At 37.3% G+C, this 14,645-nt stretch carries 19 protein-coding genes; 8 read left to right on the forward strand and 11 right to left on the reverse strand.

All coding sequences use genetic code 11. The features are described 5' to 3' along the window. Positions 1 to 35: 35 nt before the first annotated feature. Positions 36 to 1,337: a branched-chain amino acid transport system II carrier protein gene (gene brnQ / locus HUN22_RS09780; protein ID WP_174728620.1), complete on the reverse strand. Its 1,302-nt coding sequence runs from the start codon at positions 1,335 to 1,337 to the stop codon at positions 36 to 38. Positions 1,338 to 1,690: 353 nt separating this feature from the next. Here brnQ and map point away from each other — a divergent pair, with 353 nt between their 5' ends. After that, positions 1,691 to 2,485: a type I methionyl aminopeptidase gene (map, locus tag HUN22_RS09785; RefSeq protein ID WP_174728623.1), complete on the forward strand. Its 795-nt coding sequence runs from the start codon at positions 1,691 to 1,693 to the stop codon at positions 2,483 to 2,485. 50 nt (positions 2,486 to 2,535) lie between these two features. On the opposite strand, the gene HUN22_RS09790 is transcribed toward map, so the two are convergent. Next, positions 2,536 to 3,435, reverse strand: a complete 900-nt coding sequence (locus HUN22_RS09790) for a LysR family transcriptional regulator (protein ID WP_174728626.1) — start codon at positions 3,433 to 3,435, stop codon at positions 2,536 to 2,538. A 242-nt stretch (positions 3,436 to 3,677) separates the two neighbouring features. Here HUN22_RS09790 and HUN22_RS09795 point away from each other — a divergent pair, with 242 nt between their 5' ends. After that, a complete protein-coding gene (locus tag HUN22_RS09795; protein ID WP_174728629.1) occupies positions 3,678 to 4,001 on the forward strand; it encodes a hypothetical protein in 324 nt (107 codons plus the stop codon). A 47-nt stretch (positions 4,002 to 4,048) separates the two neighbouring features. Here HUN22_RS09795 and grxD read toward each other — a convergent pair whose 3' ends face one another. Further along, on the reverse strand, positions 4,049 to 4,390 hold the full coding sequence (gene grxD, locus HUN22_RS09800) for a Grx4 family monothiol glutaredoxin (protein WP_174728631.1): 342 nt from the start codon (positions 4,388 to 4,390) through the stop codon (positions 4,049 to 4,051). 227 nt (positions 4,391 to 4,617) lie between these two features. Between grxD and HUN22_RS09805 the strand changes: the two genes are divergently transcribed. After that, the gene (locus HUN22_RS09805) at positions 4,618 to 5,826 is read left to right on the forward strand and encodes an aspartate aminotransferase family protein (RefSeq protein ID WP_174728633.1); all 1,209 of its coding nucleotides are present in this window, start codon (positions 4,618 to 4,620) and stop codon (positions 5,824 to 5,826) included. A 55-nt stretch (positions 5,827 to 5,881) separates the two neighbouring features. Here the strand turns inward: HUN22_RS09805 and HUN22_RS09810 are convergent, their stop codons facing one another. The 3 genes from HUN22_RS09810 to HUN22_RS09820 form a co-directional block, all read right to left on the reverse strand. Further along, a complete protein-coding gene (locus tag HUN22_RS09810; RefSeq protein WP_126117591.1) occupies positions 5,882 to 6,313 on the reverse strand; it encodes a CBS domain-containing protein in 432 nt (143 codons plus the stop codon). Positions 6,314 to 6,461: 148 nt separating this feature from the next. After that, positions 6,462 to 6,836, reverse strand: a complete 375-nt coding sequence (locus HUN22_RS09815) for a DUF2750 domain-containing protein (protein WP_057105154.1) — start codon at positions 6,834 to 6,836, stop codon at positions 6,462 to 6,464. Between the two features lie 298 nt (positions 6,837 to 7,134). Beyond that, positions 7,135 to 7,368 carry a hypothetical protein gene (locus tag HUN22_RS09820; RefSeq protein WP_002121063.1) on the reverse strand — a complete coding sequence of 78 codons (234 nt, stop codon included), beginning with the start codon at positions 7,366 to 7,368 and terminating at the stop codon, positions 7,135 to 7,137. A gap of 217 nt (positions 7,369 to 7,585) precedes the next feature. On the opposite strand from HUN22_RS09820, the gene HUN22_RS09825 reads away from it, so the two are divergent. The 5 genes from HUN22_RS09825 (at position 7,586) to HUN22_RS09845 (ending at position 11,280) form a co-directional block, all read left to right on the forward strand. Beyond that, on the forward strand, positions 7,586 to 7,945 hold the full coding sequence (locus HUN22_RS09825; RefSeq protein ID WP_002120892.1) for a hypothetical protein: 360 nt from the start codon (positions 7,586 to 7,588) through the stop codon (positions 7,943 to 7,945). A 99-nt stretch (positions 7,946 to 8,044) separates the two neighbouring features. Further along, a complete protein-coding gene (locus HUN22_RS09830; protein ID WP_174728635.1) occupies positions 8,045 to 8,371 on the forward strand; it encodes a hypothetical protein in 327 nt (108 codons plus the stop codon). 120 nt (positions 8,372 to 8,491) lie between these two features. Next, the gene (ftsY, locus tag HUN22_RS09835; protein ID WP_016145524.1) at positions 8,492 to 9,604 is read left to right on the forward strand and encodes a signal recognition particle-docking protein FtsY; all 1,113 of its coding nucleotides are present in this window, start codon (positions 8,492 to 8,494) and stop codon (positions 9,602 to 9,604) included. A 188-nt stretch (positions 9,605 to 9,792) separates the two neighbouring features. Continuing rightward, a complete protein-coding gene (locus HUN22_RS09840) occupies positions 9,793 to 10,389 on the forward strand; it encodes a nitroreductase family protein (protein WP_009392698.1) in 597 nt (198 codons plus the stop codon). Positions 10,390 to 10,608: 219 nt separating this feature from the next. Next, positions 10,609 to 11,280, forward strand: a complete 672-nt coding sequence (locus HUN22_RS09845; protein WP_163118517.1) for a YccT family protein — start codon at positions 10,609 to 10,611, stop codon at positions 11,278 to 11,280. Positions 11,281 to 11,344: 64 nt separating this feature from the next. Here HUN22_RS09845 and HUN22_RS09850 read toward each other — a convergent pair whose 3' ends face one another. The 5 genes from HUN22_RS09850 to cydP all read right to left on the reverse strand — a co-directional run. Then, positions 11,345 to 11,644 (reverse strand): cyd operon YbgE family protein, encoded by a 300-nt coding sequence (locus tag HUN22_RS09850; RefSeq protein WP_004791954.1) that lies wholly within the window; start codon positions 11,642 to 11,644, stop codon positions 11,345 to 11,347. Next, the gene (gene cydX / locus HUN22_RS09855; protein ID WP_000270276.1) at positions 11,645 to 11,746 is read right to left on the reverse strand and encodes a cytochrome bd-I oxidase subunit CydX; all 102 of its coding nucleotides are present in this window, start codon (positions 11,744 to 11,746) and stop codon (positions 11,645 to 11,647) included. Positions 11,747 to 11,756: 10 nt separating this feature from the next. After that, positions 11,757 to 12,902 carry a cytochrome d ubiquinol oxidase subunit II gene (gene cydB, locus HUN22_RS09860; RefSeq protein WP_174728637.1) on the reverse strand — a complete coding sequence of 382 codons (1,146 nt, stop codon included), beginning with the start codon at positions 12,900 to 12,902 and terminating at the stop codon, positions 11,757 to 11,759. Continuing rightward, complete coding sequence (locus HUN22_RS09865; protein WP_174728639.1) at positions 12,899 to 14,485, reverse strand: cytochrome ubiquinol oxidase subunit I; 1,587 nt, start codon at positions 14,483 to 14,485, stop codon at positions 12,899 to 12,901. Before HUN22_RS09865 ends, cydB begins: the two co-directional genes overlap by 4 nt. Next, on the reverse strand, positions 14,485 to 14,645 hold a 161-nt coding region (gene cydP, locus HUN22_RS18375), incomplete at its 5' end, for a cytochrome oxidase putative small subunit CydP (RefSeq protein WP_350308500.1). The genes cydP and HUN22_RS09865, both read right to left, overlap by 1 nt.

A 14,645-nucleotide genomic window follows, 5' to 3' on the forward strand; every position in this document is an offset into this window, starting at 1 on the left:
TTTGGGTAAAACTCGATTTCAAAAAAGACACTAGATTAAATGTTTTTAAATTTAACTTTGTCGATAATTACGGTAATTGCTAGAACCACTAAAGATGGGATCAACCAAGCTAAGTTTTGTTCATGTAAAGGTAAATGTTGAAGAAACTCAGGTAAATAATCACCAAAACCAGCAACTTTAATACCGTCAATAATACCAAAAATTAAAGCAATACTTGTTACTGAACCGACGATAAAAGAAGGTTTGTGCCAAAATTTCCAAAAGAAACTCAGCATAATCACAACAATTGCTGGTGGATAAATTGCACTTAAAACAGGTACTGATACAGCAATAAGTTTGGTTAATCCAAGATTAGAAATAATGAAAGAGAAACCAACTAAAATGAATACTAAAAGTTTGTAAGGCAATTTAGTTAACTGGGCAAAATACTCACCACAAGCACAAGTTAAGCCAATTGCTGTCACCATACATGCTAGAAAAATTAGGCCAGTTAAGAATAATGAACCCATATTGCCAAAAGCATGTTGAACATATGCATGTAAAATTACTGCACCATTTGCTGCATTTGGCGCAACTTCATGACTACCTACACCTAATTTGAATAAGCTTAAATAGACTAAAGTCAGACCGATACCCGAAATAAGGCTAGCAATAATTGCATATTTAGTGACTAATTTTTTATCAGTAACACCACGCGAATAAATCGCTTGAATAATTACGATACCGAATACTAATGCACCTAAAGTATCCATGGTGAGATAACCATTTACGAAACCTTCCGAAACAGGAGATGCAACGTAATGGTTGATTGGAGCAGGGACATAACCAGACGGAATCATCACTGCTGCAATGCCTAAAATTGCTAAAGCAATAATTTTTAGGGGAGCAAGCACATGTCCAACAGTATCCAACAACTTGTTTGGATAAAGTGAAACTACAGTTACAAATGAAAAATAAATTGCGCTGTAGATTAAAAGGCTACTACTTGATGTTCCAAAATAAGAAGAAAAACCAATTTCGTAAGAAACAGTAGCTGTACGTGGAGTAGCAAATAAAGGGCCTACTGATAAATAACAAACAACAGTTAAAATCAGACTTGCTACACGACCTAGAGGAGAGCTAATTATTTCAATGGAACCCTGCATACGAGAGAGTGCCATGATGGTAATTACAGGTAAACCAACTGCAGTAATCAAAAAGCCTATAGCTGCTAGCCATACATGATCACCGGCTTGTTGAGCGACAATGGGAGGAAAGATAATATTACCAGCCCCAATAAAGAGGGCAAAGGTCATAAAACCTAAGGCAATAATATCTCCAGTACGAAGATGTTGCATAAATTAAAATGAATAAAAAAAGAAGGGATTTTAGAGCAAAAGAGAGCATGATCAAGCGGTATTTTATGTGAATAAGATTTTTTTCGGAGTATAACAATCATTAATAGATATTAAAAATATCAATTGGTTAAAGTATCTATTTGAAAAACCATTGAAAGAAATTAGGAAATCGTTTTTTATGTCTGATTTTTTAAAGAAATTATGCAAAAATAAAAGTATAGATTTCTATTATGAATGTTGAATATTTGGGCATTTAACACTTCCAGCCTATCCTATATCCGTTCTAAAATATTCTAAATTAACTTACATTTTTGTATGCATTGTAAAAGCAATGTTTACGAGGATAAAACTGAATGAGAGCTTCTACTGTTACAATAAAAACTGAACAAGATCTGGAAAAGTTAAGAGTTTCTGGACGCTTGGCTGCGCAAGTTTTAGAGATGATAGAGGCATATATTAAACCGGGTGTATCTACTGAATATTTGGATAACCTGTGTAATGATTATATTGTAAATACTTTAAAAGTTATTCCTGCCAATGTTGGATATCATGGTTTTACTAAAACAATATGTACCTCAGTCAATGAAGTAGTTTGCCATGGAATTCCGTCGCCAAATAAAATTTTAAAGGATGGCGATATTATCAATATTGATGTCGCAATTATTAAAGATGGCTATTTTGGTGATACGAGCCGCATGTATTTTGTGGGTAATGTAAATCCACAAGCAAAAAAACTTGTCGAAACAACTTATGAGGCTATGGTTGCTGGTATTCATACCGTTAAACCGGGAGCTACATTAGGTGATATCGGTTACGCTATTCAGTCAGTTGCCCATCGAGAAGGGTATAGCATTGTTCGAGAGTATTGTGGACATGGGATTGGTAAGGTTTATCATGAACAACCCAATATTTTGCATTATGGACAACGTGGCCAAGGTTTGGTTTTAAAGAAGGGAATGGTTTTTACCATTGAACCGATGATTAATGCGGGCAGACCACAAGTGAAAGAGTTGAATGATGGATGGACCGTCATTACTCAAGATCTTTCATTATCCGCTCAATGGGAACATATGGTTGCAGTAACTGATACAGGTTTTGAACTATTAACACCTTGGCCTGAAGGCGTTGGAAATTATCCCGCAATTTGAAAAATATAAAAAAGTTCGATGATTATCGAACTTTTTTGTTCTAATTCATTTTAATGCTCTGAAAGATGTTCTACTAAATAGTCAATAAATACACGAACAGCAGGTAGTAAGCCTCGGCGTGATGGATATACAGCATGTAATATACCGTGAGGAGCCTTCCATTCTGGTAATATTTGTACAAGTTGACCTGATTTTAGAAAATCTTCTGCTGCACTCTCTGGTAATAATGCGATACCACAGTTTTGACTCGCCAATTGTGCCAACATATGTATGTTTGTACCCATTACGATTGGGCTGACTTTGATTTTCTTTTGCTGATTGTCCGGCCCATGCAAAAGAAATTGCTGATCAAGATGTTCTTCAGATAAGCTTAAAATACGATGTTCACTCAGCTGTTCAGGCGTTTTTATATCTCCAAATTCATTTAGATATGCCTGGCTTGCGAATAGGCTTTGTTCTATAAGAGCAAATTGTCGAAGAACTAAACTTGGGTCATCATCTAGTTTTGAGCGAACTCGTAAAGCAAGATCAATCCCTTCATTGATAACATCTACTCGACGGTTACTGACCATCAGTTGCAAACGAATTTCTGGATATTTTTTTAAGAAAGCAGGTAGGATTTTTGGAAGTTGATTTTGAGCAATATCAACAGGAACACTGACCTTAACTACACCTCTAGGTTGAATACTTAAGTGATCAACCAAATCATGGGCAGCTTGAGCAGCATTCATCATGACTTGAGCATGTCTGTAAATATCCATCCCAATATCTGTAACAGCAAAATGACGAGAACTACGTTGAATTAAACGGACCCCCAAGTTTTCCTCTAAGCTGTAAACGCGGCGACTTAATTTTGATTTTGGTATATCTGTTACACGCTCAGCAGCACTAAAGCCACCATGCTCAACAACAAGAGCAAAACAATAAAAATCATCAAGATCGGTGAGCATTAAAATATCCTATTTCTGCAACAACTATGAGTTTACATTATTATTTTTGCAACGATAATTCTTATACTAAATTTTTTGTAAGCAGGAGAGAGATTCATTACTCATTGCTAAAAATGGTTTTGAAATTACATTGTAATTACGATGCAATTTTAATGTATGCATTTCAAATGACTTTAGACATTCTCTATAGAAGTGTTCATCATTTTCTTCTACACTATATTTTTCTCTACTTTTCAAATCTAATGCCTTATCAATTGATAGAACTTAACGATGCCTCTGCAAATATTGAGTGTCCATTTTGTAAACAAGCGATAATTGACTGGGCACAAGAACAGTATGTTCAGCCATGTGAACATACTTTATTTATTGCTATGGACTTGGGCTTTGAATTTGTTGCAGATCGATTTGAAGAGTGCATGAACCAGAGTGTGGATGAGTTACACGAAGATCCAAACATGAATATTTTTGAAGCTCTAACAACAACAAGCTATGAAAATTTAATCGTTTTAAAAACTGATTTAGGTGTGGAAGGTTTGTTTCGCTATGCTGGGGTAAGCGATCTTTAAAATTAAGAGTATAAAAAAGCCAATCTATTGATTGGCTTTTTTATTATTTACGCTTCTGGTGCAGCGCTATATTGTTCAACTAATGGTTTTAATTCACCATTTTGGAACATTTCTAGCATAATATCGCTACCGCCAATAAGTTCGCCATTTACCCAAAGTTGCGGGAATGTAGGCCAGTTCGCAATTGTTGGTAAAGTTGCACGAATATCAGGATTTTCCAGAATATTTACATATGCAAATGGACGACCAATTTGACTGAGCGCCTCTACAGCACGTGCAGAGAAACCACATTGTGGAAACTGTGGAGTGCCTTTCATGTAAAGTAAAACGGGATGCTTCGCAATTTGATCGCGGATTAACGCTTCAGTATCACGTGCTTGTTCAGTCATAAAGAGATCCTCAACTAATCTAGCAGCATTATAGGGGGTGTTTATGTTGCTTTGCAAACCACCTTAATGCTTAAAGTTGCATTGAATATTCAATATTTTATTGTATAAACCGAAGTGATAGCGAAAAGCAGACGAAATTTTAGATAAATGATTGATGAGACTTTTCATCAGAGCCAGTTTTTGTTTATATAAACCCTTCTAAAAACCTCATACAGACAGAGTTCGTTATGACTGATATTACCCTAGCTCCAATACAACCTGATCAACCATCACACTTAATGGCTACTTATGGTCGCCAAGCGATCAGTTTTGTACGAGGCCGAGGGGCATATCTATATACTGAAGATGGTACAGAATATCTAGATGCTTTAACAGGTATTGCTGTATGTGGTTTAGGTCATGCACACCCAGTTATTGCAGAAGCAATTGCAGAACAAGCTACAACACTTGTGCATACCAGTAATCTATTTGAAATTCCTTGGCAAACTGCTGCTGCCCAGAAGCTTGCAGAGGTTTCTGGTATGGAGGAAATCTTCTTTTCAAATAGTGGTGCTGAGTCAAATGAAGGTGCGATTAAAATTGCTCGTAAATTTGGTACTCAACAAGGCGTACGTTTACCAAAGATTATTGTGGCAGAACAATCTTTTCATGGTCGTACTTTAGCAACACTTTCAGCCACTGGTAATAAGAAAGTACAAGATGGTTTTGCTCCTTTAACCAATGATTTTATTCGTGTGCCATTTGGTGATGTAGAAGCAATTCAAGAAGCTGCTTTGCAACATCCAGACATTGTCGCGATTTTAATTGAGCCAATTCAAGGTGAAGGCGGTATTAATACAGCACCTCAAGGCTTTAGTTATCTTGAAGAGGTCCGTACTCTATGTAATCAACATAACTGGCTTATGATGCTAGATGAAATCCAAACAGGTAATGGCCGTACGGGTAAGTATTTTGCTTATCAGCACACCAACATTGTGCCAGATGTTCTTACGACTGCGAAAGGATTGGGTAATGGCTTTCCAGTAGGGGCTGTGATGACACAAGGTAAAGCTGTTGGTTTATTAGGACCGGGAAGTCATGGCTCTACTTATGGTGGCACAGTGCTAGGTTCTCGTGTGGTTTATACAGTAATTGATACAATCCAAAAAGAAAATGCTGTAGAAAATGCGGCAGTAGTAGGACGCTATATTGTTGATCAACTTCGCACACAGTTAGCTGACAAGAATGTTCAGGTGCGTGGTTTTGGTATGATGATTGGTATTCAATTGCCTAAAGACTGTGCTGAGCTCGTTGCAATTGCTCGTGATCAACATAAACTGATTATTAATGTTACAGCTGGTTCTGTAGTACGTTTATTACCACCAATTAACATGACTCAAGTACAGGCTGATGATTTGCTACAGCGTTTAGTTACTTTAATTAATGACTATCTTTAAGTTTTTATATCAATAAAAAACGGGCATTTATATGCCCATTTTTTATTTCGAATGATTAACCAGAGATATACTGCTTTAATTGTTCAATAAGATTTTTCTGATCTTCCATTGCCGCTTTTACTAAGTCACCAATAGAGATAAATCCAACTAATTTTTCATTGTCTAATACAGGTAAGTGGCGTAAGTGACGATCTGTCATAAGTTGCAAACACTCTTCAACCGTATTATTTAGGCTTACCGTAAGTACTTTGGATGTCATAATTTCAGCAACTGTGGTGCTATATGATGAACGTTCCATAAGCGTTACTTTTCGTGTGTAGTCACGTTCAGATAAAATTCCGACAACTTTTTCACCTTCAGCTACGACGAGTGCACCAATTCCTTTATCCGCCATGATCTTAATTGCTTCAAGGACAGTGGCTTCTGGAGAAATTGTAAAAATATTTTGCTCTGCTTTGTTTTTGATTACTTGTGCAACGATTGTCATTTCTTCTGTCCTGTGTTTTATCATTTTGATTTAAAGTAGCTCGATTTTATAAAAATGCAAAGACTGGATAGTCATTCAAATACAAGTTTTGTATTCAAGCGTTCAAAAAGCATTCTATATTGATCAATAGCTACCAAAAGAAAAACCCTTATGCTCCTTGCCAATGTGGATGTTTAAAAAAGAAATGCTGCATTTGCTGAGTAGATAACTTTAATTTTCTATGTGATGAATTAAACAAAGCAGGAGTGACGTTGAGTCGAGTTAATGTCGGTAACAAAGACTCATGGAAATCTTTAGGAGTAATTCTTCTTGGTTTGTAATGCGGCCAATGTTCTTTTGCATAGCGATGTGCTTGTAAGCCATTAAGCCAAAAAGGAAAAATAAAATCTTCCTGATCTGATTTAATAGCCCATCCTTGATGAAATAAACCCCAAAGAACGCCGCAGTACATCATGGTTCTTAAAATATAAATCTTAATCATCAAGTCTTTTGAAACCGGTTGTAGATTACTTAAACTTTTCATTGTGAATTTAAAGGTTCTTAACTTATCTTGCTTATTATAGAAAAATCAGATGACATTTCAGTTTAAACTGGTATCAAATCGTAAACAAATATTCCAGCTGTGAAATTCATATCCTCTACTTAAAGTGTCTAAATTTTTAAATTAATTAATAACTTTAGGTAAGTACAGGCATAAAAAACGCCACCTGAGTAAGACAAAGCGATTAAAGCTTTGGTGAAGCGCAAGAAGAGATAAGGGATGAATTGGTTTATATCAAATTTTTACGGACATAAAAAAACGCCACCTAAGTGACGTTTCTTCATGCTTGCATTGTGGCTAACTTTTGCCAGTATTGTGCTTTAAGTGAGTCACGTTCGACACGGAAACCTTGATAATACAATTCTGCTAAAAACAAAGCAGCTTTACCATGCCCAGCGCGAGCAACTTCTTCTAGCTGTGCAACTGCATCCTGAAAATTCATTTGAGAGTGAATTGTGTTTACTGCAGTTGCGTATACATGTTCTAAATCATGATGAGAGATACGTTGAATCATAGAAAACTCCTTATTGTAATTATGATTACTTTTTTCTAAAGGCCACTGCCTTTAAATTAATTTAACTTAGTAATGTTAAACTAATATTACAAATTAATGGATTTGTCAACTATTGGTGCAAACCACTTTATTCACTATTAGGATACATGATTAAACATTATTCACAAATAATTTTGAGTAAAATCAATATGAGAATAAAAGACAAGGAGAATAAAATATGACAAATACAATCGACGGCTTTGTTTTTGATACTCCACCTAGAGAGGAACAAATCATAGAACTAGCCCATTATCATCGCAAACTATTAGATGAAGCGATCTTCCATCAAGAGATCCATTTAGGGGACTATTGTCTTGCTCAGCGCAAAAGAGTATTTGACTTTGCTCGGCACTTGGAACCTGCACAAAAAAACTGGTTTTATCAAGTCTATGATGGCGAACTGAGAAAAATTGCTGATGAAGACGAGTTGCATCCAGCAGATGCAGAAGAAGGATTAAGTATTTTTGCCATGTTTTTAGTGTTGGTAATTATTGCGGCAATTTTATACTTTTCTGTTATTCGTTCACTAATAAGCTAAGTATTATTATCCAGTAAGGTGCGATTCTTGGCCTTACTGGATGTTTGATCTTGTGCTTATGAGTATTGAACCCTACACTACACTAATTCGAGGTAGGTCATGCTCATATTCAAACAAAATTTCCTTAAATTAAAGTCTGATTTAAAAGTTGATCAATGTTTTAACCTATTTGTGGTTATCGTCATTGGCTGTATTTTTGTGCTGTCATATTTAGCATTACTTCGGCCTATTAGCCTGGAACAATATCAACGAATTATACAACTCTCACATCAGGCAACTTATCCTAGAACTCAACATATGGCTGAGTTGCTTATAGCCCAATCAGAAATTCATAGAGCAGAGTATTTAAAATTAATGCATGCATATCAATTTGAAGGTGCTCACATTAGACAATATCCAGCACTAGCTCAGGAAGATACTCAGTAAACTAGTGAAATAGTCTAAATCTTGGTTTCCAAAGCTTTTTGAGCAGTATTGTGGCAGGAAAAATTTTGAATTTATGCTAAACTTTATCTTTTTAAACACGCTGCTTTTCAAGGAATCCGCATGGAGCAACAATCGAATATGCAAAATAAATTCTTGATAGATGCTGAGATCGGTGATGACGATGTCACATTACCTAATTTACCTGCTATCGATGTTCCCATCGTTGAATCTCCTGTTAAAACACAAGAAAGTATTGAAGCAGCCAAAGTTGAATTAGCTTCTACAGAAACAGCGGCTGAACAACCAAAAACTGGTTTTTTTGGCCGGATGAAAGAAGGCTTAACTAAAACTCGTCGTAATTTCGCTGATGGTATGGTCAATATCTTGATTGGCGGAAAGGAAATTGACGATGAGTTACTTGAAGAAGTAGAAGAGCAATTATTAGTTGCAGATATTGGTGTTGAAGCGACTAAAACGATCATTACCAATTTAACAGAGCGTACAGCTCGTGGTGATTTGATCTATTCCCACTCTCTATATAAAGCGTTGCAAGAAGAGTTGGTGGCTTTGTTGGCCCCACGTGTTAAACCTTTGCATATTGATCCTAACAAATCGCCTTATGTGATTTTAATGGTTGGGGTAAATGGTGTTGGTAAAACCACAACTATTGGTAAATTAGCGAAACGTTTACAGGGTGAAGGTAAAAAAGTGATGTTGGCTGCTGGAGATACATTCCGTGCCGCAGCGACAGAACAATTACAGATCTGGGGTGAACGTAATGATATCTCTGTGGTAGCTCAAGGTCACGGAGCTGATAGTGCTTCTGTTATTTTTGATGCTTTTGAAAGTGCTCGTGCTAAAGGAATTGACGTATTAATCGCAGATACGGCAGGTCGTTTACATAATAAGAGTAACTTGATGGAAGAACTCAAAAAAGTTAAACGTGTGATGCAAAAAATTGATGCAACTGCACCTCATGAAATTATGTTGGTAGTAGATGCTGGTACAGGGCAAAACGCGATTAACCAAGTGCAAGAGTTTGACCAAGCTGTGGGTTTAACTGGTATCACAATTACCAAACTGGATGGGACTGCGAAAGGTGGCGTGCTCTTTAATATTGCAAGTCGTACTCATGTGCCAATTCGTTTTATTGGTGTTGGTGAAAAAATTGATGATTTAAGACCATTCTCGGCTAAATCATTTGTTGCGGCGCTGTTTGAAACTGATAAGTAAAACGGTTGTTAGCATTCAAAAGCTTCACTAAAACGTGAAGCTTTTTTTATATGTATATCTTTTTTTATTGTTGCGAAAATAAAACGAACTGTCATATTTTTAATGCTGATTATGAAAAATGACTTTAATACACTGTATTCATTCCCAAACAACGACCCTTGGTCAATCAATAGGTAGGAAATAACAAAATGTCTACTTTCTTAGATAAAATTAAAAATCGTCGTACTATTTATGCAATTGGTAAAAATGTTGCATTGGATCGCACTAAAATCGAAGAAACTATTCGTGAAGCGGTTAAACATAGTCCTTCAGCTTTTAACTCGCAGTCTTCACGTGTGGTGACACTATACGGTGAATCACATGCTAAATTCTGGAATTTAGTTCGTGAAGCATTACGTAAAATTGTTCCTGCTGAAGCTTTTGCTGGTACAAACACAAAAATTGATAGCTTTGTAGCTGGTGTTGGCACGGTTTTATTTTATGAAGACCAAGCTGTTGTTAAAAGCTTACAAGAGCAATTCGAATTATATGCAGATAACTTCCCAGTATGGTCTGAACATTCAAGTGCGATTGCTCAATTTGCAACTTGGACTGCGCTTTCAGAGCTTGGTTTAGGTGCATCTTTACAGCACTATAACCCGATTGTTGATGCTGAAGCAGCTGAAGCTTTTGATGTTCCTGCAACTTGGAAATTACGTGCTCAATTAGTATTTGGTTCGGTTGAAGCACCAGCAGGTGAAAAAGCATTTATTAATGATGCTGATCGTTTCAAAACTTTCAACTAGTTGAAAGTTAAAAAAGAGTACCTAAATAGGTACTCTTTTTTTATGTGTTTTTTGAATTAATAAAAAGGTTAAACCAAAGGAAATTGATAAAATTCAAATGTATATTTAATAATAATAAATCGAAAAATTAATGGATCACTGCACTGTCATAAAATAGTCACAATCATATTGCATATTGCTCATGATTTAATAGCTTATCAAACACAGAGAAAGAGACAGATGACTTTAAGATTAGGTGTTGCTGCAATTGGTTTATTACTCAGCGGTTCGGTATTTTCAGCAGTTACAATTACGGCACCAGAGGAAATTGTAATCCTTGCGGTGAATGGTCAGGAAGTCAACTCTGGGTTATTTCGTTCATCTAAAAATAATTATAAAGTCGATGCTGGTGAAACAAGCTTAAGTGTGCGCTATCAAGAATACTTTGAACATTTGAGCGGGGAGCATGATATTGTTAAATCTGGAGTAGTGACGATTCAAACTCCAGCACTCAAGGATGGGCAAACTTATAAGCTCGCAATGGTAGATGCGCCAAAACAATTTGAACAAGCAAAGAAATATGCTGAGCAACCAACTGTGGCTTTGTACAGCGCAAATAATGAATTAATTGTGCAACAAACTGGCGCAAACAATGAGGCAAAACCATGGTTTGCAACAGGCTTGCTAGGTAAAGTTACTGACTTTACGACCAAATCATCTAAATCGCAGCCTGAGGCAGTTTATGCCTCTGCTAAACCTACTTCTGTTCAGGTGGCTGTACCAGCTCCAACATCTATGCCAGTAACGGGTGTAGCACAAACAAATGATCAACGTTTAGTAGAAACATGGCAGAAAGCTTCTAAAGCTGAGCGTCAAAAATTTATGGCATGGTTAGCTGAACAATCGAATTAATTTAATATGAGTACCTATTAAATTAATCGAAATGAAAAAAGACCTCAGATGAGGTCTTTTTGATTTAGGTGAGAAACCAGATGTAATAACCTAACAGCATGAGAGGCCAAGCCACCCATGGGCTAAATAGCCATTTCCATAACCAGAAGTTGGGTACAAAACCCACTCCGTAAATAAAGCCACCAGAAATACCAATCATCACCAGCATAAGCTGGCTATGATTATAGTGTCCGTTAGCATCTAGCATGAGTGAAGGATAAACCAACAAAATTGCAGCAAGAGGCAATGCCAACAGAAAAGAAAGGGCCATTGCAAATGCTTGAGCTTTTCGATGATTTGATGCTGTCATTGCTTTTGCCATCATTTATTCCTCATCTAAATTTTGATGATGTTCGATATAAAGCGCGCTGAGTACGCCCGCAAAACATGCCATCAAAATGCCTAGGATCCATGCGAAATACCACATTGACTTCTCCTCAATACAAGCTATGCGAGTTTGACTCGATATGTTTGTTAGTGATGACTCCCCACATTTTGTAATAAGACCAACTGGTATAGATCAAAATAAGAGGAACAAAAATGCAGGCTGCGACAGTCATAACGCCTAAAGTAAGGTGACTTGATACAGCATCCCACATTGTCAAACTAGAGTTAGGATTGATACTAGATGGAAGTAGGAATGGGAATAGGGCAAAGCCAGCAGTTAAAATTGTTCCTACAATCATTAAGCTTGTACCAGTAAAACTTAGACCTGCTTTTGCTTTTGAAGATGCAAAAATTGCGATGATTGCGCCTAAGATTGCCAGAACTGGGGCAACTTTAGTAATTGGATAAGTGCTGTAATTGTTCATCCAACCCGGATTGCTATTAGTCACTACTTCTTTAGCTAAAGGGTTAAGCGCAGCATTTGGATCTATGGCAACAGCATAGCTATAACCTGGCACTTGTCCGAAATACAGCCATGCTCCAATCACAAGGAAGCAAATTAAAAATACAATTGCCATAATTTGAGTGGCTTTGGCAGAGCGTTGTTTTAAAGCTTCATCAGTACGTAGCGTGAGCCATGCACCACCATGCGCACAAAGCATAGACAGACTTACAACACCGCAAACTAGAGCAAAGGGGTTAAGAAGAGCAAAAAAGCTGCCTGTATATTCAGAGCGTAATGTGCTATCTAAACTAAAAGGAATACCTAAAAACAAATTACCGAAGGCCACTCCAAACACCAGCGCTGGAACAGCACCACCGATGCACAGACCCCAGTCCCAAGAGTTACGCCATTTGCTGTTTTCAAGTTTAGAACGATAATCGAAACCTACGGGTCTTAGGAAAAGTGCAAATAGAACTAATAAGAGTGCCCAGTACATGCCTGAGAAGGCAACTGAATAGACCATTGGCCAAGCAGCAAATAGTGCACCGCCCGCCGTAATAAACCAGACCTGATTCCCATCCCAATGTGGTGCAATCGTGTTGATTGCAGCACGGCGTTCGCTATCGGTTTTTCCAACGAAAGGCATGAGAGCCATAGAACCCATGTCAAAGCCATCAGTCAGAGCGAAGCCGATGAGTAGTACGCCAACTAAGACCCACCAAATGATTTTTAATAACTCGTATTCAATCATGATAAAGCCTCCCCATTAACAGCTGTTTTCGGCTCTTGCTTTTCAAAATGATATTTGCCAGTGTGTAGAGAGCTTGGCCCTAAGCGAGCAAATTTGATCATTAAATACATTTCAATAATCAAAAGAGCGGTATAGAACGCTGCTAGCGCAATAATTGAACCCCATACGTCACCAGTACTTAAACTTGATGCAGATAGATGAGTTGGTAAGATTTCACCAATAGACCATGGTTGACGACCACCTTCAGCTACATACCAACCAGTTTGTGCAGCAATCCAAGGAAGCGGAAGAGCAAACAATGCATATTTAAGTAACCAAGGTTTATTTTCAGCATTTCTTTTTGCTACGGCCCAAGTCGCTAAAATGAAAAGTAATAGCATTAAGAAACCAGAGGCAACCATTGCGCGGAATGAGAAAAATAGTGCTGTAACATTTGGAACAGTATCTTTTACAGCGGATCTAATATCTTGCTCGCTTGCATCAACTACATTTGGTGCATATTTCTTAAGAAGTAGACCATAACCTAGATCTTTTTGATTTTTTTCAAAAGAGGCCAATAACTCTGGTGAGCGATCGCCTGCACGTAATTTTTCAAGTTCAGCATAGGCAAGCATACCGTTGCGAATACGAACTTCGTGCTGTTGCATGAGATCTTTAAGACCAGTAACTTCTTTAGTTGTTGACCGAGTTGCAATTAAACCTAATGCATAGGGAATTTTAACTGCGTAATCTGTCCGCATTTCTTCATGGTTTGGTACACCAAACAAAGTAAATGGAGCAGGAGCAGGGTGAGTATCCCATTCGGCTTCAATCGCAGCGAGTTTAGTTTTTTGAACATCACCGAGCTCATAGCCAGATTCATCACCTAACAGAATCACTGAAAGTGTAGATGCAAGACCGAAAATGGCAGCAATTGCAAATGAGCGACGTGCGAAAGGAAGATCACGTTTTTTAAGTAAGTAATAGCTTGAGATGGCAAGTACAAAAATTGCACCAGTTACATAGCCCGCAGAAACGGTATGTACGAATTTCACCTGAGCTACAGGGTTAAAGATAAGCGCGCCGAAATCAACTAATTCCATACGCATGGTTTCAAAGTTAAATGCAGCACCTACTGGGTTTTGCATCCAACCATTCGCCACTAAAATCCAAAGCGCTGACATGTTAGAACCTAGAGCGACTAACCATGTTACGCCTAGATGCTGAACCTTACTTAAACGATCCCATCCAAAGAAAAATAAACCAATAAATGTAGACTCAAGAAAGAATGCCATAAGGCCTTCAATTGCTAATGGAGCACCAAAAATATCACCTACATAGTGTGAGTAATAAGCCCAGTTTGTTCCAAATTGGAACTCCATGGTTAAGCCAGTTGTTACCCCTAAAGCAAAGTTAATACCAAATAACTTTCCCCAAAATTTAGTCATATCCTTGTAAATTTCTTTACCAGAAATGACATAAGTGGTTTCCATGATGGCAAGGATAAATGCCAAACCTAGAGTTAAAGGGACGAAAAGAAAGTGATACATTGCGGTCATTGCAAATTGGAACCGCGAAAGATCAACCACGCTTTCAGAAATCATCAACGTGTCTCCTTAATGTGGGAAATGTTATCGCCAGCAATATGCTCGGCGACCTGATTGTCAAAATTTTTGGGGATGGTGGGAGCATCAAACCAAATATGTTTGATCGTTAAGAGGAGCACTATTTTTATTATTAGAATAATAGTGATTTCTTTAACTA

This window comes from Acinetobacter lactucae (assembly GCF_013344765.1).
Lineage (GTDB): Bacteria > Pseudomonadota > Gammaproteobacteria > Pseudomonadales > Moraxellaceae > Acinetobacter > Acinetobacter lactucae_A.